Here is a 22,060-nt window from a genome sequence, read left to right as displayed (position 1 = left end):
TTTTCTTGTGTGCTCAATGTTCTTCCCTCCCCGAAAGGCGAAGCTTAATCATGGTGAAGATACCAATTGCCGCAATCGCAAGCACAGTAATTTCAAACATCGTATCAAATCCTCGAAAATCAACAAGAATTACGTTAACCATGTTTTTTCCGGCCGCTTCGATATAGGTATTTTCAACATAATAATGAGCTATTGAATCATAGAGTTTCGTGCTATGTGCCGAAATTGCTATCAGTGTGACAATAACTCCAACACCAATTGAAATCACTAAATTTGGTATTTTAAAACGAATTCTTTCCTCATTCTTCTTTTTAGGTAAATGGTAAAAGCAAAGTAAAAATAAAGCTACGGACACTGTTTCAATTACAAGTTGTGTTAAGGCCAGATCAGGAGCGCGGAAAAGTACATAAAACAGTGACACAGTATACCCGACGGCACCTAATAAAATAATTGAAGTCATCCGAGATTTAACAAATAGAGCGGTGATGCTTCCGATGACAATGATTATAGAAAGAATCACTTCCCAAATTCCAATCTCCGCTAAATTATCTAACTCTAGCTTAAAGCCTTCCTTTACTACCATTGTTGCAGCCAAAATAGCAATAAAAAAGGCAAAAATATAGAGTAGGTAGGAACGGATGGAGCCGTTCATATAAAGTTTTGTTAGTCTCTTTGAACCATTTTGCGCAATTTTTAATGTCTCATCATAAACGGTACTGAAAAATCTGTCAGGAAAGATTGTATAGACATGTTTCCATTTTTCCCTGGTAAGGAAGAGAAAAGTGCCTAATAATAAAACACCTATTGTCATGAATAGTTCAACCGTAAAGCCGTGCCATGCAGAAATATGTACCTGAAATGCTTCGGTTTCGGTAAGTAAATTTGGCAAAATAACTGAAATAGCTGGAGCAATTATTGAATCGGATAATAAGTCTGGAAAGAAGAAAATAATGATGACTAAGGAAGCTAATACAATGGGCGATATGAGCATGCCGATTGGAGCCTCATGTGGCTTCTTATCCAGTTTTTCAGGTTGGTATTTTCCAGTAAACGTTTTAAACACAAGAACCATGCTATAGATAAAGGTAAATACACTAGCAATCCAGGCAATGCTAGGAAATAAAATTCCCCATGTCTGAAGATGATAAAGGTGCAAATCTTGAATGCGAATCATGCCAGTAAAGAACATCTCTTTACTTAAAAATCCATTAAATGGAGGTAAACCTGCCATTGAAAAGGCACCAATGATTGAAAGGGTGAAAGTGATTGGCATGAACGTCATTAAACCACCTAGTTTCCGAATATCCCGTGTACCTGTCTCATGGTCGACAATTCCGACAACCATAAACAAACTACCTTTAAATGTAGAATGATTAATTAAATGAAAAATTGCAGCAGTTGTAGCGACGAGATAATAGTTATCGTTTGTGTCGCTAAATTTCAGAGCGGCAGCTCCTACCCCAAGTAAGGACATGATCATTCCTAGCTGACTAATCGTTGAATATGCGAGGATTCCCTTTAAGTCAGTTTGTCTTACTGCATTAAAGGAGCCCCAGAAAAGTGTCAGTAGTCCTATGCCCGAAACGAGCCAAAACCATAATGGATGTTCTCCAAAAAAAGGAGTAAATCTAGCAACTAAATAAATTCCTGCTTTGACCATCGTAGCGGAATGTAGGTAGGCGCTAACTGGTGTTGGAGCTTCCATGGCGTCAGGAAGCCAAATATGAAAAGGAAATTGAGCAGACTTTGTAAAAGCTCCTAATAATATGAAAATTAAAGCTGGTATAAAGTACGAATCCTTGACGTAATTAGGATAAAAAAATTCCATGCTTTCTGAGATGCTAAAGGTGCCTGTCATCAAATACAGGAGAATAATTCCTCCAAGCATACACAATCCACCTAATACGGTGATGATCATTGATTTTTGCGCTCCAAAACGTGATTTGTCCCGTTTATACCAATAACCAATTAAAAAGAAGGAAGAAAAGCTGGTTAATTCCCAAAACATATAGAGAACAACTAAGTTATCTGAAAGAACAACTCCAAGCATGGCGCCCATAAATAATAAAAGATAAATATAGAAGGTGTTTAACTGTTCTGTTTTTTTATTTAAATAATAAATGGAGTAAAGCACAACAAGTGAACCAATTCCTGTAATGAGGAGTGCAAATAAAAGTCCAAGACCATCAACTCGCACCGTAAAATTAATACCGAGTGATGGGATCCATGATAGTGTCTCTCCGATTGAACGATTGTCTTTTGTCACAGAGACAAATGTTATAAAGTAACTAGTTAAGAGGACCGGCAGTGGCAAAATAAACCAACCTGTATGTACGTTGCGAAAAAATTTATACACAATTGGTACGACAATTGTGAAAATTAATGGCGATAGTATTGCTACATGCAATAATGACAAAACGATAAAACCTCCTTACTCATTTTGCAAAAACAATTGTTTCAATGGCAATTTTCCTTAGTATACCTAGTTCGTTTTTTTCTCATCCTAATTTTGGGTGGTGAAAAAATGAAAAGGAAAATTGGCGTTGCATTAGGGATTTTTCTTTTGTTATTCTCGGGGTGTTGGTTTTTAGATCAGAAGCAAGCGAGAACCGCGGAGGAAATGCAGGTTACTGAGGGACGAGAGGGTACCATGAATATATCAAATGTAAAAATTAATCAAGGTTCAATGTTTGACCAAATAACAATTAATTTTTTGCCGCGTGAATATATTCGAATTCAACAAAATTCCAGACAATGAAAAAAGGAGGCTGGGACAAAAGTATTTCAGCTAAACAAAAAACCGAACTATCATGCGAAATTCTACTTTGAATTTCCTAATAGTTCGATTTTCTTATTCCTATTTACTATAGAACTACCCTGAAATAAATGTGGATCACACATTGAGTGCAATTTTTTTTGCCTGTAGGTCTGTAAATCCGAATGTTGATTTCCTTGTGTTTGAAAATAAGCGGAGGAATTACGCTTATTTTGGAAATGACCCATATTTCCCTTAGAATAACGGGAGTTTTTTCATAAAAATCAATTGATTTTGTCTTTTGGGGAGTAGTTAAGCGGAAAATCTACCCTTATTTCAGCTCATTTAGCCCCCCTTACATACAATAAGGGGAAATTCTACTCTTATTTAGATTCTCATACCTATATGAAAATCAACACTGAACTTTAATTATAGTCCTACATAAAAAGGTTTTAATAACGAACAGTTTAGTGCTTCTTAATATTAATTTTGAAAAAAATTAAGATGTCCCCTTTTATGCCGACCCCTTCAGTCGCTTAGATTGCTTCTCTTTTTCAAAAATTGCAAACATCAACCAAAAGATAACTGCGCTTAAAATGGCTAAAAAACTGAGCAAGCCAATCGTCCAATCATAACCTATCCATACGGTTAATGGGATAGAGATGGGCGCAATCGTTTTACCGATGGTATAGCGTAGGCTTGCTGCTGCAAAATATTGGCCTCGCAAATGCTCAGGGGCTAACTTTGATACAAAGGTTTGCTGTAAGCCAGCTGTCATCAACTCGCCAAGGGTAAATAGTCCGATAGCGAACACCAACCCCCAAATCCATGTTGTTTGTCCGAAAAGGTAAATGGCAATTGCATAGATTAACGAAGATCCAATAAACACATTTCTTTCGTGAAATTTCCCCATCCATTTTGTTACTAAAACGGTTAACAAGGCAACCAAAAGGCCATTTTCTGATAAGAGAATGCCAAAGGCCTGTTCCCCTTCAATCGTAAAGGTCCAATTTTTCAAGGAAATAAAAGTTTGTTCCTGCACATTATCCTTTGTATACACAGGGATTAATAAATCAAGCTGCATGAATGTTTGCGCTAACAACACCCCGCCAATAATAAATAGCAGAAAAACTTTGTCTTTTAGAATGATATAGTACTCCTTTAATTGTCTTCCGATAAAAGAATACCAATGTTTATTGCCATCCAAACCTTTAGCATTGAACCTCGGTGCTGTTTCACGAGTCCATTTTGCTAAAAGGAAACCTAAAAGGATGCAGGCTCCTCCAGCGATAACCATTAAGTGAACCCGATATGTTGGGTAGAAAATGGCCCCTATTAACGGCCCAATGACAACTGCGATATTTATAGATGTATAAAAAATAGCAAAAACGTGATTTCGATCTTTTTCTTCGACGACATCAGCAACCATCGCTTGACTTGCAGGCCAATAAAAGGCACTAAAAATGCCAACAAAGGTATAGCAGACAAAGCTAATCCAAGCAGCATCAAGCCAATCTGTGTTAGCCAATCCAAATATCATGAAGCTAATGCCTTGGCCTCCTGCGGAGAGGACCATCATCTTTTTGCGGCCAAAGCGATCGGCACAATAGCCTCCAAGTAAATTAGCAAAAACCGAAAATATTTGTGAAAAAATCAATAAAAAGCCGGCTTTATCCTTACCAAACTCTTCGGCAAAATAAATTGTAACAAAAGGAAAGAACATCCAAAATGAAATGTTCATCAAGGATTCCCCATATAAACGGACCTTTAAATTTCGATCCCAATCTCTCAGTCTCATATTCCACCACCGTTTCTCCGGAAATAATTATATCAGTAAAACAAAAGAAACGGCTATCATGGTAATCTGCAATATATTGATTTGTATGATATATTAAAAATTAAATGTTGTTCCGAAAGGATGTTTATAAAAAGTGAAAAAAAGCGTAGTACTTGCTGAGAAACCTTCAGTTGCTCGTGATATTGCACGAGTATTGAACTGTAATAAAAAAGGTAATGGCTTTTTGGAAGGTGATAAGTATATTGTCACGTGGGCATTGGGGCACTTGGTTACACTTGCTGATCCAGAAAGCTATGATGAAAAATATAAGTCCTGGAAATTAGAGGACCTGCCAATGCTTCCAGAAAGATTGAAATTAACAGTCATTAGGCAGTCTGGAAAACAATATAACGCAGTTAAATCCCAACTTGTTCGTAATGATGTGAGTGAAATCATTATTGCTACTGATGCAGGACGTGAAGGCGAATTAGTTGCCCGATGGATTATTGCGAAAGCAAAAGTCAATAAACCGATAAAACGACTTTGGATATCCTCAGTTACCGACAAAGCAATTAAAGAAGGATTTCAAAAGTTAAAAAATGGAAAAGAATATGAAAACTTATTCCATTCAGCTGTAGCACGTTCAGAGGCGGACTGGTATATCGGACTCAATGCTACACGTGCCTTAACAACTAGATTTAATGCCCAACTAAACTGTGGTCGGGTACAAACACCTACTGTTGCCATGATTGCAGCCCGTGAAGCTGAAATCAAAAACTTCAAGGCTAAAGATTTTTACGGCATTGAAGCTCAAACAGCAAATAATTTAAAGCTGACTTGGCATGACTCAAAAGGAAACCGCAGTAGTTTTGATCAAGAGAAAATCGCAGCAATCATAAATACAATAGGTAAAAATAAAGCTGCTCTTGTTACGGAAATTGACAAAAAAACGAAGAAGTCCTTTGCACCAGGTCTTTATGACTTAACTGAATTGCAACGTGATGCGAATAAAATCTTTGGTTATTCTGCTAAGGAAACGCTGAACATTATGCAAAAGCTGTATGAACAACATAAGGTACTAACCTATCCGCGTACGGATTCACGCTATATTTCTTCTGACATCGTTGGTACGATTCCAGAACGCTTGAAAGCGTGTGGGGTAGGTGAATATCGCCAGCTCGCACATAAAGTACTAAATAAGCCAATAAAGGCTTCAAAGGCATTTGTTGATGATAGTAAAGTATCGGATCATCATGCCATTATTCCAACGGAAGGCTATGTAAACTATTCGGCTTTCACAGATAAAGAACGAAAAATTTATGACTTAGTAGTAAAGCGCTTTTTAGCTGTACTATTCCCTGCTTTTGAGTACGAGCAATTAACACTTCATGCAAAAATTGGTGATGAGAGCTTCATTGCTAGAGGGAAAACAATTTTAACAAGCGGCTGGAAAGAGGTATATGAAAATCGCTTTGAAGAGGAGGAGGCGATTGACGAGGTGAAGGAACAAATCCTACCGCGGATCGAAAGAGGCGATCAATTAAATATCAATTTAATCGTCCAAACATCTGGTCAAACAAAACCTCCTGCGCATTTTAATGAAGCAACATTGCTTTCGGCAATGGAGAACCCAACCAAATATATGGAAACTCATGATAAAAAGCTCGCGGAAACATTAAAATCAACTGGTGGATTAGGCACAGTGGCAACACGGGCGGATATTATTGAAAAGCTGTTTAATTCTTTTTTAATTGAAAAGCGAGGCAAAGATATATATTTAACATCAAAAGGAAAACAACTATTGGAGCTTGTCCCTGAAGATTTAAAATCCCCAACTTTAACAGCACAGTGGGAACAAAAGCTAGAGGCTATTGCTAAAGGAAAGTTAAAGAAGGAAATTTTCATTGGGGAAATGAAAGGCTACACTAAAGAAATTGTTGCTGAGATTAAAGCTAGTAATAAAAAATATAAGCATGATAATATTTCCACAAAATCCTGCCCTGAATGCGGAAAGCCTTTGCTTGAAGTAAATGGGAAGAAGGGGAAAATGTTGGTTTGTCAGGACCGTGAATGTGGACATCGAAAAAATGTCGCTCGCGTTACAAATGCACGCTGTCCACAATGCCATAAAAAGCTGGAGCTACGTGGGGAAGGTGATGGACAAATCTTCACTTGTAAATGTGGTTACCGCGAAAAAATGTCTTCATTCCAAGAACGCCGGAAGAAGGATGCTGGCGGTAAAGTTGATAAACGAACTGTACAGAAATATTTAAAACAACAAAACAAACAAGAAGAGCCTATCAATACGGCTTTGGCTGATGCTTTGAAAAACTTAAAATTAAAATAGTAAATCAAGAGGATGACTTACATGTGAGTCATCCTCTAAACGTTTAAGTATTTTCCTCACCGCCAACGCGATTTTTGAAGGCTTCCTGGGTAACAATTAATTCCTCATCACCAATTCTTTCTCTAGATTGTTTTTCAGTTTGGCTGTTTTTCGGAAAGTCTCCGGGATGATTTTTTTTCTTATGGTCAAAGTTTTGCCCTCGGCCCATTACTACCACTCCTTTCGTTCTGTGATGTATCATGCCCAAAGTGTGATTATTTCATGTGAGAAGAGGAAGAATGAAGGATTTAATGTGAAATATTTCACAATTTTTTCACAGACAAAAAGGAGTAGTCGTTATATAATCAAATTGTTCAAAGGTTCACAAACCCCCATTAGAATATTAACTTATATAACACCTAAATGATGCTTCCCCCCCAGGAGCATCATTTTTCTGCCTCCAATTGTATGCGCTTACAAAATAAAACGGCCATGAAGGATTCATGTCCGTTTAAACACCGTATTTCTTTCATTTGATTAATCTTGGCTTTCTTCTGTAGATACATCTGGTTTTGTAACATGATCCAGAAAATAACCGAAACCAACCATCGCAGCGACAGGGAAAACAACGTTAACTACATGCCAAAAAGTCATGAACATCACTCCTCGATATAAATACAGTGCTAATAGTATTATGTTGTCGTTAATATAATTTTATCGGAATTTTCTGAAAATAGACACAAAAAGTTCACAAGATTTAAAAATAAGTTTCGACAAGAAATCAACCAACTATTCGATTATTTTTACATAGGTTAATATAGCCATTTTTTGTAGAAATTATTCGTATTATTTTTAAAAATTAGGCCTAATTTATTATGATGGTGTCATAAATTGTAAGAATATTTTTTACACATTTGACAAAATTGTGTACATTTTTCACCTAAAACAATGTAAAATAGAAAAAACTAGAAAGTTAGATAAAGGCAAACCTATTGAAAAATAGGGACGCAAAGTCACAGATCTAAGGTCGTCAATGTAGAAAGTATGTACTAAGATGGCTGGACTTCCTACATAATAAATGGAGGATCAAAATTGACTACACATTTGAAATCAATTGAAGAGTTGGATATCGAATGGGTTCAACTAATTTTGGAAGCACTAGACCTGGGAATCGATAAGGAAGAAATTCGCTTATTTTTACAAGAGAAAAAAGTTGGTTAATGTATTGCGGAGATTGTAATACATAATAGGGAATTGATGTTAGCACAATTCTAAAATGAAAAAGAGGCCTACGCCTCTTTTTATTTGTTTTGATTTATTTTCCATTTATTAAACTCTAGATACTCACGAAATTGTTCCTTTGTAACCCCAGAGCCCATAGCCTCTTTTACTAAATCAACCCAATCACTATCGAGTTGTTCTGTGTTTGGCCTTTCTAAGATGAAATAGTCTACAGAAACGCCAAGTACAGTTGCGATTTTTTCTAGAAATTGAATCGAAGGGTTTGATTGCAGATTCCGTTCGAGAGAACTTAAATATGATTTCGCAACGCCAGCCTGGTCAGCAAGTTCTGTCAATGACATTTTCTTTTCTTGACGAAGCCTTTTTACACGATCTCCTATCATTAAGCTTCACACACCTTATTAATATATAATCACATTATACCAAAGGTCTGGGAAATGTTCCATACAACGAACGGTAAATTTTTTTGAAATAACATATTTTTAGGAATAATGGCTTAATTAAATAGGGGATAATTCGCTAAGTGCAAGCATGTTATAATATATGGTATGAATTGGATACTATTTTATGAGTATAAAGTTTGTATTCTTTATAGTGGGAGAGAAGGAAGTGATTAAATGATTGTATTAAAATCAGAACGGGAAATCGCTGGAATGAAGAAGGCAGGAGAAATCCTTGCTGCATGCCATAAAGAGCTAGCCAAACTTGTGAAGCCAGGCGTAACAACATGGGAGTTAAATGAATTTGTTGAAAAGTTCCTTAAAGAAAGGGGCGCAACACCTGAGCAAAAGGGCTATCGGGGATACGAATATGCCACTTGTGCCAGTATAAATGATGAAATTTGTCATGGCTTTCCACGTAAACAGCCTCTGAAGGATGGAGATATTGTAACGATCGATATGGTGGTTAATTACAATGGTCCCCTTGCAGATTCGGCATGGTCCTACGGAGTTGGGAAACTATCTGAGAAAAATAAAAAACTGTTATTGGTGACCAAGGAAGCACTTTATAAAGGAATTGAACAGGCGCAACCAGGTAATCGAATTGGAGATATTGGGCATGCAATCCAAGTGTATGCGGAAGGCGAGGGATTTTCTGTTGTCCGAAACTTTATTGGTCACGGTATCGGCGCGGTAATTCACGAAAAGCCGGATGTCCCGCATTTCGGACTTCCTGGTAAGGGAGCGCGCATCAAAGAAGGTATGGTTTTCACAATCGAGCCTATGATTAATGTTGGAAGCTATGAATCAAAGATGGATAACAATGGTTGGACAGCTCGAACGATTGACGGTAAGAACTCAGCGCAATACGAGCACACAATTGCCATTACGAAGGATGGTCCAGTCATATTAACGGAGCAGTAATAAGTTTGCGGAAAAAATCAAATCCCTTCAAGATTTCGATACTTGAAGGGATTTTTTTGACTTATAATCACCAAAAGGCAAATTAGCACAGAAAGGAAAGCTACTTGCATAAGCTTACCACTTAGTACACTTTTCAAATTCTGTTATTTTCGTAAACTGCCTAGCTCTTCTACAATTGCTTGCATTTCGCTGATGCTGAATGAGTCCTTTTTCATCACCAGGTTATAAATATCCTTTAACTCCTCATACATTTCTTCATCAAAATGCGAAGGCTTGATGGCGCCAAAATTCATTACTTTTAATTTTTCTTTTATTTTTTCAATCATAAATTCCACGTTTTCTACAGATTTTTGCGATAAATTCACACAAGTCATCCTTTCACAGTGTAATATTCACATCTTTTCATGTTCAAAACGGAAAGTCAACGAAAACACATACAATACAGGAGAAATTCACTTGAAACTTCATGCTGATATGAGGAAAATATAGAAAAAGGAGGAAGAAGTATGATTCATGTATTATTTGTTTGCTTGGGGAATATTTGCCGCTCTCCGATGGCCGAAGCAGTGTTTCGAGACCTTGTTAAAAGGGAAGGCTTGAAAGATAAAATAATCATCGATTCTGCCGGGACTGGGGATTGGCATGTTGGTCATCCACCACATCAAGGTACAAGGGAAGTATTAAGTAAAAATCAGATTAGTGCAGAAGGTATAGTAGCACGTCAAATTAATTGTGATGACCTTTCCAAATTTGATTATATTATTGCAATGGATCGTAATAATGAAATGGATATTATCAGATTAAGTGGTTCGGAGCAGAATCAATCTAATATCCTTAAACTCCTTGATTTAACTGATGAACATAGAGGAAAGGATGTACCAGATCCTTATTATACAGGAAATTTTGATGAGGTTTATCAATTAGTCAAACAGGGCTGTGAACAGCTACTTCAAAAAATAAAAATAGAGCTTTGAAAGGTGGAAAATAATATGGGTGAGGCAAGGAATTTTTGGAAGGGTGTATTGTTAGGAGCTTTGGCAGGCGGGGCATTAAGTTTGCTTGATAAACCAACGAGACAAGCTGTTACAACGAATTGTAAAACAGCTACCAAAAAAGTGGTGTATGTGATAAAAAATCCATCTGAAGTAGTAGACAAGGTGAAGACTACCTCAGAACAGGTACGGCAAACAGTTGCACAGGTAAGCGATGATCTATATTTTATTAAAGAAAAGGTTGAGGAAATAACCGAAGCTACTCCTTATGTTGTTAATGTTGTAAAAGAGACAAAGGATGTATTTTTAGATAACAAAGATACATATACTGAAACGGAGCAAGATCCACTGAAGTAACAAAAGAACTATTACATACAAGAAAAGGTGATTCAAATGGGGTCCATCAATACATCCATCATCAAGCATTTATGGGTAAGGATTGGAAGAGATGATATCTCCGGCCTGGCCGCACAATTGGCTTACTTTTTCTTACTTTCCTTGTTTCCGATGTTAATTTTTTTAGTGACACTGCTTCCATATTTTTCAATGTCGCAGGAATATTTGCTAAGTTTTATTAAGGATTATGCTCCAGGTGAAACGATGGAGTTAATCGAGACAAGCTTAAAGGATGTAATGGATAAAAACGGGAAGCTGTTGTCATTTGGGGTGATTGCAACTCTATGGTCAGCTTCCAACGGAATACACGCAATTGTCAGTGCCTTTAACAAGGCGTATGATGTGGTCGAAAATAGAACCTTTGTGGTTGAACGTGGAATTGCCATTATGCTAACGATTGGAATGATTGCGGTAATTGTAGTAGCGCTATTATTTCCAGTGTTTGGACGACAAATTGGTCTGTTCCTGTTTACTGAATTTGGTCTATCAGAACAATTTTTAAAGGTTTGGAATGCGCTAAGATGGCTATTTAGCTCACTGTTCTTATTTATTGTTTTTATGGGGCTGTATTGGATTGCTCCTAATAAAAAAATCAGCTGCTTAAGCGCAATACCTGGTGCAGCTTTTGCAACAATAGGCTGGGTGCTAACTTCACTGGCTTTTTCCTATTATGTTGGCAATTTTGCCAACTATTCCGCAACGTATGGAAGTATTGGCGCAATCATCGTACTGATGATTTGGTTTTATTTATCGGGATTTGTGATTATTTTAGGAGGAGAAATAAATGCGTATTATACTATGAAAAAAAGCAATTGTTAGTCTTCTTTACCTTAACTTACCTCTAGTAAATTTCTGCTTCCGTTTCAAAATAAGGAAGGGGAAATTTGAAGCTTAAATATGGAGGGATTAAGATGACTAAGCATACTAAAAAAGATGGAAGTACAAAGCAAAAAGGGAAGAAAAACAGTCCGAAACAAAAAACATCAGGTTCAGCAAACGGTTCAAATGGTTATCACTAATTTATTAAAGGGAAGTGCGTTTAGCACTTCCCTTTATTTGTGTCTAAATTATTCAGAACTATTTATATTTATATAATATTTCGATGGGTGTATCTATTCAAAAGGGTAGGAATTTTATATGATATTTATGCATTTAAATACTTTTTCGGAGGAATATGATGAGGCGATTTTATTATTTATTGCTAACTTGCGTTTTACTGCTAGGAGTTTCGCCGTCTGTAAGTTTTGCTTTATCAAATGAAGACCTTGCTAGTTTTTTGGAGAGTGAAGGTTTAACTGAAGAACAGTTGTCCGCTCATTTATCAGATTATTATTGGGGGCTGACACCTGAAGATTTTGAAACCATTGCCGAATTAGATGAGTTTTTAGGAGAAAAGATTTCCGATGAAAACCTTCAACAATTATTGGAAGATAATAATTTTTTAAATGAAGAAGAATTGATGTCCTTACTAATCAAAAATCAGAAACTAGAAGAGGGTCAAGACCTTCAAACGACGTTTCTTTACGTTGATGCTTTAGAAAGTACAATCTACAGCCTTCCTATCATTCCGAAAACAGATGAAAATTTGCAGGAGCTTGTTGATACATATGGATTAACCCTCGAAGAATTAAATCAAATTTTCGTCAGTAATAATGATACATTAGAAGATTATGAGTTTATCGAAGATATTGAGACGATGCTACTTCAATACGGAGTGCCAATCACTGAGCAAACACTTAATATCATGCTTGAAAATTATGGTCTTACACTTGAACAATTAAATAGTATTTTAATAGATCAAAATGATTCTCTTGAACAATATAGCAAAATTGATGATCTAGAAATTAAACTATTGGAGTATGGCGTACCGGTAACTGACAAAAATCTTCAGGATTTAATTGAAGTTTTTGAGCTAACCTTTGAAGAGTTATCAGCTTTATTATTGCAATATGAAGATTCTTTGGAAAGTTATCAAACCATCGACGAGCTTTATTTTTCCGTCGCTATGTATATGTCTATCGAAGAATCTGATGAATTTTTAGAAGAGCTAGGGATTGGGCTTGATAAAAATGAACTCAAGAATATTGTTAAGCATTTCTTAAGCATTGACATGACGGATCCGGCATTTATAGAGAAAATGTCTGAATTGGAAAATAGACTGTTAGAATTAGGTGATCTTGAAAGCCCTTCTGATCTGACGGAAGAACAAAAGACAATTCTTGTCAGCTCGTTCCAAGAGATGATGAACTTGTATCAATTACAAGCTAAGTATTTTCTAATCAAAGGAACTGAAAGAATTACTGTTTCTGATCAAGAAATGCTTACAATGATAACGACCAATGGATATGATTTAGGAATCGAATTATATAATCTAGATGGAATGCTACTTGCAGATATTACTGTTCCTGCAGAGTTTTTAGGCGGTGTAGAGCCAAATGAACAGCCTAATGATGATGAGAATGAAAATCAAGAAGAACCTAATGAAGAAGAAACTGAAGTTGTAAATGAAAACGTAAATAACACGGATAATATTAAAAGTGAAGTGCAAGTTCAAGCGAGTCAAACTAGTTCTCAGCAAGTGCAAACTGCAGGAGGAGAAAGATTGCCGGATACTGCGGGAAATAACGGAAATGGCATAATATTTGGTTTCGGCCTAGCTATGACAGGATTCATTTTATTACGCAAGCAATATAGAAAGCAAGCTTAGTAATTGAATAATTATTAGGTAGGAAAATAACCCGTTTGCTAAATATCATATACTTCCTTTTTGTATAGAAAAGTGTATTTCTCGTTTTACGTGTTTAGGAAGTATAAGAAGTAGCAATACGGGTTATTTTTATTTAAAAATTGTTCTTAAAATTTATCCCGACGCTTTTGCTTCAGTGGTGTGTTCTACTCTGAAGAGGGTCAAAGCAATAAAAATAAACAGGAGCATTAGGCTTAAACAATAGAAAAAACTGCCTTCTGGTAAAAATTGAATTGCTAATCCGCCAATAAAAGGACCAGAAATACTTCCGATGCTGTAAAAAATCCCGCACATAAGATTACCAGCCGGTAGTAGTTCACGTGGCAATAAATCAGCCATATAGCTGATTCCAAGCGAAAAGGTTGAGCCGACGAGCATACCGGCTATAAAAAAGCTAATCGTAAGGCCAATCACTGAATCCTGCAGGAGTCCAGCACTAGTAAAACTGACGAAACCGAGCAGCATAATCGTCGTTAAAACATGCTTGCGGCCGAAGTAGTCACTTAGCATTCCTAGTGGTAGTTGAAAAATAATCCCACCAATTGCAAACGATGGCAATATAATTGAAACGCCACTAACATCAATCCCATTTCTGAGTGCATAAACTGGGAAGTTACCATTTAAGGATGCTTCTAAAAAACCATAGCCAAATGGCGGAAGGAAGGCGACCCAGGCATATTTAAAAACTTGGTTGAACCGCTTGAAGGTGCTGAAAAAAGAGTCCTTCTCCGTAGTTTTTTCAGGAAACTCATTTTTCAATAACCAAACGGTTAACCACCCGGCAAGGCTCACAAGTGAGGCAACAATAAACGGCAAAGCTTCATTTACATGAACGAGTCTCGTCATATATGGGCCAGCTGCAAAGCCTAATCCAAAAAACAAACCATATAAAGACAGATTGCGTCCTCGTTTGTTTGCTGGGGAAAGATAAGTGATCCAGGTCTGTGTTCCAAAATGGAGCATGTGATCGCCAATTCCGATAATTAAACGTAAAACAAACCAAAACCAAAACGACTTCCAAATTGGAAACAAAGCAATTGAAAGCACAACGGCTATGCCACCTGTCAAAATAATTGGTTTATAGCCGACCTTTCGTAAAACACCCTCCATGAATGGGGAAACAAGCAAAACGCCAATATATAGGGCTGTTGCATGGAAACCGTTTAATGAGGAAGAAAGTCCATCCTCTTCGAAAATGATTGCAATCAGCGGCAGTAACATCCCTTGCGAATACCCAGAGATGGCAACAATGCCAACGAGAATCCAAAAGCGTACTTGTGAATTAATATTTATCATTATTATATCTCCATAATTTACTTCTTGATTTTGATGGTAAATGGAAATAATAGACTTTGCAAGAAAAATTGTTATGGATATTCCCTCCACGAAAAAAATAGTGTAATCTCTTTATTGGTGAGGAAATTATTTCCTATATTGAAAGAAGGAGAAGTTAAAATGGTAAATAAGATCTTTTTCTTAATGACCGTAATCGGTGTACCACTTTCAGTTGTGGGGACGCTGATGCATTGGCCTAGTATTATGCTTTTTATTATTTATTGCTTAACAATCATCGCGTTAGCAAGTTTTATGGGGAGAGCCACAGAAAGCTTAGCAATTGTTACTGGACCTCGAATCGGTGGTTTACTTAACGCGACATTCGGTAATGCGGTCGAGTTAATTATTTCAATCTTTGCCTTAAAGGCAGGGCTTATTGGAGTCGTTTTAGCATCTTTAACAGGATCCGTGCTAGGGAACTTATTGCTTGTTGCTGGATTATCGTTCTTTATTGGCGGAATAAAATTTAAGCGTCAAAAATTCAATGTATATGATGCGAGACATAATTCCGGATTATTAATGTTTGCGGTATTTGTAGCTTTCGTCATTCCAGAAGTATTTTCAATGGAAATGAATGATACAAAAACAATTAATTTAAGTATCGGGATTTCTGTGATTCTTATTGCTCTTTATTTGGCTGCATTGTTTTTCAAGCTCGTTACACACCGCGGGGTTTATCAGCATAATGAACGAGAAGAGCATCATGAGGAAGAACCAGAATGGAGCAAAGGAAAGGCGATTACAATTTTAGCATTGGCAACCGTTGCCGTTGCGTATGTTTCAGAAAATCTCGTTCATACCTTTGAAGCAGTAGCCCATTCCTTTGGTTGGACTGAGCTCTTTATCGGGGTCATTATCGTTGCGATAGTGGGTAACGCTGCCGAGCATGCTTCAGCTATTATCATGGCTTATAAAAATAAAATGGATATTGCGGTTGAAATTGCAGTTGGTTCAACATTGCAGGTGGCGATGTTTGTCGCCCCAGTGCTGATGCTTGTTTCTCTATTTTTTCCTACTCAAATGCCGCTTGTGTTCACTTTGCCAGAGCTTGTAGCAATGGTTTCGTCAGTATTGTTGATGATTGCTATTTCAAATGACGGTGAAACAAACTGGTTTGAAGGCTTGACATTGTTAGGTGCCTATTTGATTATGGGTATCGGTTTTTATCTATTATAAGTGTTTTTTGGAAAAGTTCCGTATTTCGTTATGCGGGGCTTTTTTTGTTGTTCAAAGTAATCAAGTTCACTGAGTTTAAATTTTTGGTTTCAATGGATAATTTTTGTGGACTCCGAAAAAACTAGTATTAGCGCTTCTAGGAAATGAAAGGAGTTTGTCACCATGAGAAAAATCTTAACCATTATGACGATTTGCTGTTTCGTCATGCTTTCATTCTTACCTTCCACCTTTGCAGAAAAAGCTAAAGAAAAATCAGCTCAACCGAAAGTTGAAAAAGTAGCAAAATACCATGTGCCAAATTCAGTGAAAAACATCGCGAAAGAGAATACATATCCTAATCCTGCCCAGGATATGCCTAGGCTTCAGCCAAGTGAACTAACAGAAAGGCTTCTAGAATCAACGAAGATAAAAATCGAGAATCCAGATTTAATTCGCATGCTGAATGAATCCACAATTAATAGCACACCATTTGCGTTAGGCTATCGTGCAGTCATATACCTTGGGCAATGGCCGCTTAATTATGAGTCTTCTGAAACAGCGCCAAATTGGGAATATCAAAAAATCAATACAAACTACTACGATAACCGAGGTGGCAACCAGCCCTATCAAATTCACTACGTACAGGAAGCTCAAAAGCTCATTCGTGGTGGTTTAACAACGAAGATTCCGAACTCCGAGGATGTTAAGAAAATGATGCTATTAAAGGCGATGGAAAAAACAAACCTTCCATTAGCATTTGAAACAGTAATTGGTCAGGGTACAAAAAATGAGCAAATCTATAACATCCCGCCAAAACGGCTTGGTTACTTGTACAGCTTCGCCCCAGCTGTGAATGAAAAAGGAAAAGTGACCTATGGTGAAGTGTATTTAATGTTAAAAGGAAATAAAAAAGTCATTGTCATTAAGAATGTGACATCACAAGGGGTTGGGGCATGGATTCCAATCCAAGATCATGTTTCATTTAGCTTTGCAGCAGCAGAGCGCCCACGTTAAAAAACGCCCTTTGTGGCGTTTTTTCTTTAGATTGAGTTGAGTGTTCTAGGTCTAGGGGAAATGAAGCAGCTTATTGGGTACTTACAATTCAAGGGGTCAAACCCGAACCAAGTAGTCAATGAGGGTAATTGGCTACTTAGAATTAAGTGTTGTGATCAAACCAAGTAGTCAATGAGGGTTATTGGCTACTTAGAATTAAGAGTTGCAATCAAACCAAGTAGTCAATGAGTGTAATTGGCTACTTAGAATTAAGTGATGCCATCAAACCAAGTAGTCAATGAGGGTTATTGGCTACTTAGAATTAAGTGTTGTAATCAAACCAAGTAGTCAATGGGGGATATTGACTACTTAGAATTAAGTGGTGCAATCAAACCAAGTAGTCAATGAGTGGTATTGACTACTTAATAATAAAACTACATCAAAAAAATAGCCTAAATGAATGGACTTATTGTATTTGGCTTACATCACATACCATATCATCGTTGTATCACCATCGAATTTAGGGGATAATACAATAAATCATTGCTTATATCCGTTATTTTCGGTAGGATGGTATCGATAATAGAAGGGGGAGAACGTTTTGGGTAGCAAAGTCCATGATAAAGAAAAGCAAGTCGATTTTTTAAAGCATCGTTTGAACATGTTTTTAGATGTCCTTGACGCTATTGATCCAGAGGATACTGAATTAGAAGATATCGACCGTCTCATTTCATTTATTGATGAGCTCGAATCTAAATGCCGCGAATTTAATAATCGAGAACAGGAATAGCCAAGTCACAGACTGGCTATTTTTTTATTCAATCATGAAGATAGTGTCTTGCTCAAGTCCATTAGGCTGATATTCAGCCTTTTTCTGCTTTTCTGACAATGTTCACCAAATCGTGATACTTTTCATCTATTCGTGTTCAGAGTATAATAGGAGTCGTGAGAAATAATAAAATATTCTAATTATCGAAAAAACTTTCGAACCATGGGGAAGGGGAAACCAAATGAATATCGAAAAGTTTCAGGAGAGTATGTATCAACTAATCGTTGAAACGTCTACAAACCTGCCTAAGGATGTTCGACGCGCTGTTGCAGCTGCGAAAGAACGTGAAAGCGCTGGCACAAGATCAGCAATGAGCTTGGCAACTATCGCGGAAAATATCAAAATGGCAGAAGATAATGTATCGCCAATTTGCCAAGACACTGGTATGCCAACCTTCAAAATTAAAACTCCAGTTGGTGCCAATCAAATCGAAATGGTGAAAGCAATTCGCACTGCAATTGCTCAAGCTACAAAGGACGGAAAACTACGTTCCAATTCAGTTGATTCTTTAACTGGTGATAATACTGGTGACAACCTTGGGGAAGGTACTCCAGTAATCAAGTTTTACCAATGGGAAGAAGATTACATCGATGCTCGCCTTATTTTAAAAGGAGGCGGCTGTGAAAATAAAAACATCCAATACAGCCTTCCAGCAGAAATCGAAGGTCTTGGACGCGCAGGCCGTGACTTAGATGGTATCCGTAAATGTGTACTTCACTCTGTATACCAAGCACAAGGTCAAGGCTGTAGTGCAGGATTTATCGGAGTTGGTATCGGTGGAGACCGTACTTCTGGCTATGAATTAGCGAAAGATCAGCTTTTCCGTTCAAACGACGATGTAAATCCGAATGAAGATCTTCGTAAACTAGAAGAATATATTATGGAAAAAGCAAACGAGCTTGGCATCGGAACTATGGGATTCGGTGGTGAAACAACTCTACTAGGCTGTAAAGTTGGAGTTTATAACCGTCTTCCAGCAAGCTTCTTCGTTTCTGTTGCTTATAACTGTTGGGCATTCCGTCGTCAAGGTGTTAAAATCAACCCTGAAACAGGCGAAATCAACGAATGGTTATATCAAGAAGGCGAAAAAATCGACTTTGCTCAACCTGCAGCGAGTGAAGTTGCAGCTTCTTCAGAAAATGAGCCAAATGTGGTTACACTTCAAGCTCCAATCACTGAAGAGCAAATTCGTACATTAAAAGTGGGCGATGTCGTTAAAATTAACGGCTTAATGTACACTGGTCGTGATGCGATTCATAAATATCTATCTGAGCGCGATGATGCTCCAGTGGATTTAAATGGTCAAGTTATCTACCACTGTGGACCTGTTATGCTTAAAGATGACGAAGGAAAATGGCATGTTAAAGCTGCTGGACCAACTACAAGTATTCGTGAGGAGCCTTACCAAGGTGATGTCATGAAACGTTTCGGTATCCGCGTCGTTATGGGTAAAGGCGGAATGGGTCCAAAAACGCTTGCAGCTCTTAAAGAGCACGGTGGCGTGTACTTAAACGCAATCGGCGGTGCGGCACAATACTATGCTGACTGTATCAAGTCTGTTGAAGGTGTTGACCTATTAAACTTCGGTATTCCAGAAGCAATGTGGCACCTTAAAGTTGAAGGCTTCACAGCTGTTGTAACAATGGATTCACACGGCAACAGCCTTCATGAAGATGTAGACAAATCTTCATTAGAAAAATTAGCAAAGTTCAAAGAGAAAGTATTTTAATTTCTAAATTGAATTAAAGCTTTAGACCAGAGTGTAACGATGCACTCTGGTTTTTTGCGTTATGGAAAAATAGGAATTGTTGGATAGATGCCCAAAAATTTTGTGACGACGAAAAATGGGAATCAAAGAGGAGGATTGATGCCCAAAAATTTTGCAACTAAGAAAAATGGGAATCAAAGAGATGGATTGATGCCCAAAAATTTTGCAATGAAGAAAAATGGGAACCAAAGAGGAGGATTGATGCCCAAAAATTTTGCAATGAAGAAAAATGGGAATCAAAGAGATGGATTGATGCCCAAAAATTTTGCAATGAAGAAAAATGGGAATCAAAGAGATGGATTGATGCCCAAAAATTTTGCAATGAAGAAAAATGGGAACCAAAGAGGAGGATAGATGCCCAAAAAACTTTGCAACGAAGAAAAATGGGTATCAAAGCGCACTTGTTTACAAATAAGTTAATTTTTCCCACCTTATTATTTCAATTCAAAGCTGGGAATAATAACAAACGAATCAGCGTTTAATTACTAAGTTACATCAAATCAAATATCATCATGGGGGAGCACAGATGAAACAATTCATCAAATATCTGAGTATCCTGTGTGTACTTTTCGTATCCACTGCTACTGTTGCTCAGGCACAAACAAGTAATTCAGCCATTCATTGGGGATTTAAAAAAGGTTACAAAGGTCAACCGGCTGATGCAGGCCAAATGCTCGAAGGCCTGCTCGAAAAATATGGAGCATACTACAAAGGCAATTCGGACCGCAAGACGCTTTATTTGACCTTCGATAATGGCTATGAAAATGGCTACACCGAACAAATCCTTGATGTGCTAAAAAAGGAAAACGTCCCGGCAACATTTTTCGTGACAGGTCATTATTTAAAAAGCGCACCTGACCTGGTTAAGCGAATGGTAAAAGAGGGTCATATCATCGGGAATCATTCGTGGCATCATCCTGATTTTTCCCAGGTTAGCGAAGAAAAATTAGCCAAGGAATTAGAAATGGTCAAAGAGGAAACAGCTCGATTGACCGGGCAAAAAGAAATGACATACTTAAGGCCACCACGGGGGATTTTTACAGAACGATCCCTGGAAAAAGCAAGAGAGCTCGGTTATGTTCATGTATTCTGGTCGCTCGCATTCATTGATTGGAATACAAATAGTCAAAAGGGCTGGAAGTATTCCTATGACAACATCATGCGTCAGGTCCACCCGGGCTCAATTATTCTGCTTCACTCGGTTTCCAAGGACAATGCAGAAGCGCTACAAAAGGTCATCCAGGACTTAAAATCAGAAGGCTATCAATTTAGAAGCCTTGATGATCTTATTTTGGAGGATACCTTCAAGGATCCGATGCTTTATTAAGCATTGAAAAACCCCCGGATCAACAAGTATCCGGGGTAAAAAATTTCTAAATATGGCTTTCTCTTTTTAAGCTAGATACAAAGCTATGCATAATCATGCCGACGATGACAAATACAATACCGATCCATGCAACTGTTGAAGGAATGGCGATTGATAAAATCAAAACTTCTCCAGCTAATGCAAACAGTACTTCCATTGATTGTGTTGCCTCTACAGCTGCTAGTTTTTTCATGTTGTTCCTGACCAAATCTGTTGCTTGGAAAAATAATACTGTTGCAATGACACCTGAACTAATTGCCACGATTAACGCTTGAAAACTCTGCCCCTTGCTTGGAAGTCCCTCTGTAAGTAAGCCGTATATAAAAAGTAACAGCCAAAATGGAAGGCTTGCCAAAGTCATTCCCAATACTCTTTGATAGGCATCTAAGCGCCCGTCACACACGGCCATCATTTTACGATTTCCTAAAGGATAGGCAAATGAGGCAATCAGGACTGGAATTATGCCAAGCAAAAGGATTTTCAAAGACAGCCTTTGTGCATGTTCCATTTGCATGAGCACAATTCCTAATAGAATAACTGATGACATGATAAGACCCTTAAAGGGAATCCTTCCTCTTATTTGGATAGGTCCGTTATTGGTATGTATGGTTTCGAAAAATAATGGAGCAAGCAGAGAACCTGAGATAATGGTTATTTGCCAAGTTCCGGCTATGAGCCAACCGGGTGAATAAGCAGCGGCAAAACATAACGGAGCATAAAATAGCCCGAAGCCGACCAAACTCCAAAAACACCATATTACGGGTTGCCTTTTCATTTCTATTAAAAGTGGCCTTAGATTTTTTCTGATTAAAACAATGCCTAACAGAAATGGAACCATGAAAATATACCTGAGTGAGGCGCTCCAAATCCAGCTTCCACCAGAAAGCTCCATGGATGCATTTAAAACAAAGGTAAAAGCAAAAAATAATGCTGCACAAATTCCAATCAAGATCGCTTGCAAATCAACTTCACCTCAGCAGCAGTTTTAGATACATCCAATATATCGCATAATCTTG

Annotated in this window: 21 protein-coding genes and 1 riboswitch; of the genes, 14 read left to right on the top strand and 7 right to left on the bottom strand. The window is 37.5% G+C overall.

What is annotated here, in order from left to right:
- Positions 1-13: 13 nt before the first annotated feature.
- Positions 14-2,416: a Na+/H+ antiporter subunit A gene (locus FXW34_RS08420; protein WP_147533532.1), complete on the bottom strand. Its 2,403-nt coding sequence runs from the start codon at positions 2,414-2,416 to the stop codon at positions 14-16.
- A 108-nt stretch (positions 2,417-2,524) separates the two neighbouring features.
- Here FXW34_RS08420 and FXW34_RS08415 point away from each other — a divergent pair, with 108 nt between their 5' ends.
- Complete coding sequence (locus FXW34_RS08415; RefSeq protein ID WP_147533531.1) at positions 2,525-2,758, top strand: hypothetical protein; 234 nt, start codon at positions 2,525-2,527, stop codon at positions 2,756-2,758.
- A 511-nt stretch (positions 2,759-3,269) separates the two neighbouring features.
- Here the strand turns inward: FXW34_RS08415 and FXW34_RS08410 are convergent.
- Entirely contained in the window at positions 3,270-4,553 is a 1,284-nt protein-coding gene (locus FXW34_RS08410) for an MDR family MFS transporter (protein WP_147533530.1), read from the bottom strand.
- A gap of 133 nt (positions 4,554-4,686) precedes the next feature.
- On the opposite strand from FXW34_RS08410, the gene FXW34_RS08405 reads away from it, so the two are divergent.
- A complete protein-coding gene (locus FXW34_RS08405) occupies positions 4,687-6,879 on the top strand; it encodes a DNA topoisomerase III (RefSeq protein ID WP_147533529.1) in 2,193 nt (730 codons plus the stop codon).
- 43 nt (positions 6,880-6,922) lie between these two features.
- Here the strand turns inward: FXW34_RS08405 and FXW34_RS22865 are convergent, their stop codons facing one another.
- Positions 6,923-7,087 carry a hypothetical protein gene (locus FXW34_RS22865; protein ID WP_187118886.1) on the bottom strand — a complete coding sequence of 55 codons (165 nt, stop codon included), beginning with the start codon at positions 7,085-7,087 and terminating at the stop codon, positions 6,923-6,925.
- Between the two features lie 743 nt (positions 7,088-7,830).
- Positions 7,831-7,929, top strand: a riboswitch (cyclic di-GMP riboswitch).
- Between the two features lie 21 nt (positions 7,930-7,950).
- Between FXW34_RS22865 and FXW34_RS08400 the strand changes: the two genes are divergently transcribed.
- A complete protein-coding gene (locus FXW34_RS08400) occupies positions 7,951-8,079 on the top strand; it encodes an anti-repressor SinI family protein (RefSeq protein WP_147533528.1) in 129 nt (42 codons plus the stop codon).
- Between the two features lie 80 nt (positions 8,080-8,159).
- Here FXW34_RS08400 and FXW34_RS08395 read toward each other — a convergent pair whose 3' ends face one another.
- Positions 8,160-8,483: a helix-turn-helix domain-containing protein gene (locus FXW34_RS08395; RefSeq protein WP_147533527.1), complete on the bottom strand. Its 324-nt coding sequence runs from the start codon at positions 8,481-8,483 to the stop codon at positions 8,160-8,162.
- Between the two features lie 234 nt (positions 8,484-8,717).
- Here FXW34_RS08395 and map point away from each other — a divergent pair, with 234 nt between their 5' ends.
- On the top strand, positions 8,718-9,464 hold the full coding sequence (map, locus tag FXW34_RS08390) for a type I methionyl aminopeptidase (protein ID WP_147533526.1): 747 nt from the start codon (positions 8,718-8,720) through the stop codon (positions 9,462-9,464).
- A 143-nt stretch (positions 9,465-9,607) separates the two neighbouring features.
- On the opposite strand, the gene FXW34_RS08385 is transcribed toward map, so the two are convergent.
- Positions 9,608-9,829 (bottom strand): DUF1128 domain-containing protein, encoded by a 222-nt coding sequence (locus tag FXW34_RS08385; RefSeq protein WP_147533525.1) that lies wholly within the window; start codon positions 9,827-9,829, stop codon positions 9,608-9,610.
- A gap of 141 nt (positions 9,830-9,970) precedes the next feature.
- Between FXW34_RS08385 and FXW34_RS08380 the strand changes: the two genes are divergently transcribed.
- The 4 genes from FXW34_RS08380 (at position 9,971) to FXW34_RS08365 (ending at position 13,559) form a co-directional block, all read left to right on the top strand.
- Positions 9,971-10,438, top strand: a complete 468-nt coding sequence (locus FXW34_RS08380) for a low molecular weight protein-tyrosine-phosphatase (protein WP_147533524.1) — start codon at positions 9,971-9,973, stop codon at positions 10,436-10,438.
- 15 nt (positions 10,439-10,453) lie between these two features.
- Positions 10,454-10,813: a YtxH domain-containing protein gene (locus FXW34_RS08375; protein ID WP_147533523.1), complete on the top strand. Its 360-nt coding sequence runs from the start codon at positions 10,454-10,456 to the stop codon at positions 10,811-10,813.
- Positions 10,814-10,849: 36 nt separating this feature from the next.
- The gene (locus FXW34_RS08370; protein WP_147533522.1) at positions 10,850-11,671 is read left to right on the top strand and encodes a YihY/virulence factor BrkB family protein; all 822 of its coding nucleotides are present in this window, start codon (positions 10,850-10,852) and stop codon (positions 11,669-11,671) included.
- Between the two features lie 358 nt (positions 11,672-12,029).
- On the top strand, positions 12,030-13,559 hold the full coding sequence (locus FXW34_RS08365) for a processed acidic surface protein (RefSeq protein WP_187118885.1): 1,530 nt from the start codon (positions 12,030-12,032) through the stop codon (positions 13,557-13,559).
- 153 nt (positions 13,560-13,712) lie between these two features.
- On the opposite strand, the gene FXW34_RS08360 is transcribed toward FXW34_RS08365, so the two are convergent.
- Positions 13,713-14,936, bottom strand: a complete 1,224-nt coding sequence (locus FXW34_RS08360) for an MFS transporter (protein ID WP_342780688.1) — start codon at positions 14,934-14,936, stop codon at positions 13,713-13,715.
- A gap of 117 nt (positions 14,937-15,053) precedes the next feature.
- On the opposite strand from FXW34_RS08360, the gene cax reads away from it, so the two are divergent.
- From cax to pdaA, 6 genes are all read left to right on the top strand, one after another.
- Entirely contained in the window at positions 15,054-16,109 is a 1,056-nt protein-coding gene (gene cax / locus FXW34_RS08355) for a calcium/proton exchanger (protein ID WP_147533519.1), read from the top strand.
- Positions 16,110-16,271: 162 nt separating this feature from the next.
- On the top strand, positions 16,272-17,102 hold the full coding sequence (locus tag FXW34_RS08350; RefSeq protein ID WP_147533518.1) for a YfkD famly protein: 831 nt from the start codon (positions 16,272-16,274) through the stop codon (positions 17,100-17,102).
- A gap of 580 nt (positions 17,103-17,682) precedes the next feature.
- Entirely contained in the window at positions 17,683-17,871 is a 189-nt protein-coding gene (locus FXW34_RS08345) for an SE1561 family protein (protein ID WP_147533517.1), read from the top strand.
- A 220-nt stretch (positions 17,872-18,091) separates the two neighbouring features.
- On the top strand, positions 18,092-19,639 hold the full coding sequence (locus tag FXW34_RS08340) for a fumarate hydratase (protein WP_147533516.1): 1,548 nt from the start codon (positions 18,092-18,094) through the stop codon (positions 19,637-19,639).
- Between the two features lie 138 nt (positions 19,640-19,777).
- Positions 19,778-20,032, top strand: a complete 255-nt coding sequence (locus FXW34_RS08335) for a hypothetical protein (protein ID WP_147533515.1) — start codon at positions 19,778-19,780, stop codon at positions 20,030-20,032.
- 172 nt (positions 20,033-20,204) lie between these two features.
- The gene (gene pdaA / locus FXW34_RS08330) at positions 20,205-21,005 is read left to right on the top strand and encodes a delta-lactam-biosynthetic de-N-acetylase (RefSeq protein WP_147533514.1); all 801 of its coding nucleotides are present in this window, start codon (positions 20,205-20,207) and stop codon (positions 21,003-21,005) included.
- Between the two features lie 46 nt (positions 21,006-21,051).
- Here the strand turns inward: pdaA and FXW34_RS08325 are convergent, their stop codons facing one another.
- Positions 21,052-22,005 carry a DMT family transporter gene (locus FXW34_RS08325; RefSeq protein ID WP_147533513.1) on the bottom strand — a complete coding sequence of 318 codons (954 nt, stop codon included), beginning with the start codon at positions 22,003-22,005 and terminating at the stop codon, positions 21,052-21,054.
- Positions 22,006-22,060 lie beyond the last annotated feature (55 nt).

The organism is Bacillus marasmi (genome assembly GCF_902168435.1).
GTDB classification, from domain to species: Bacteria; Bacillota; Bacilli; order Bacillales; family Cytobacillaceae; genus Bacillus_BU; species Bacillus_BU marasmi.
This window is presented reverse-complemented; position numbering and strand designations above follow the sequence as displayed.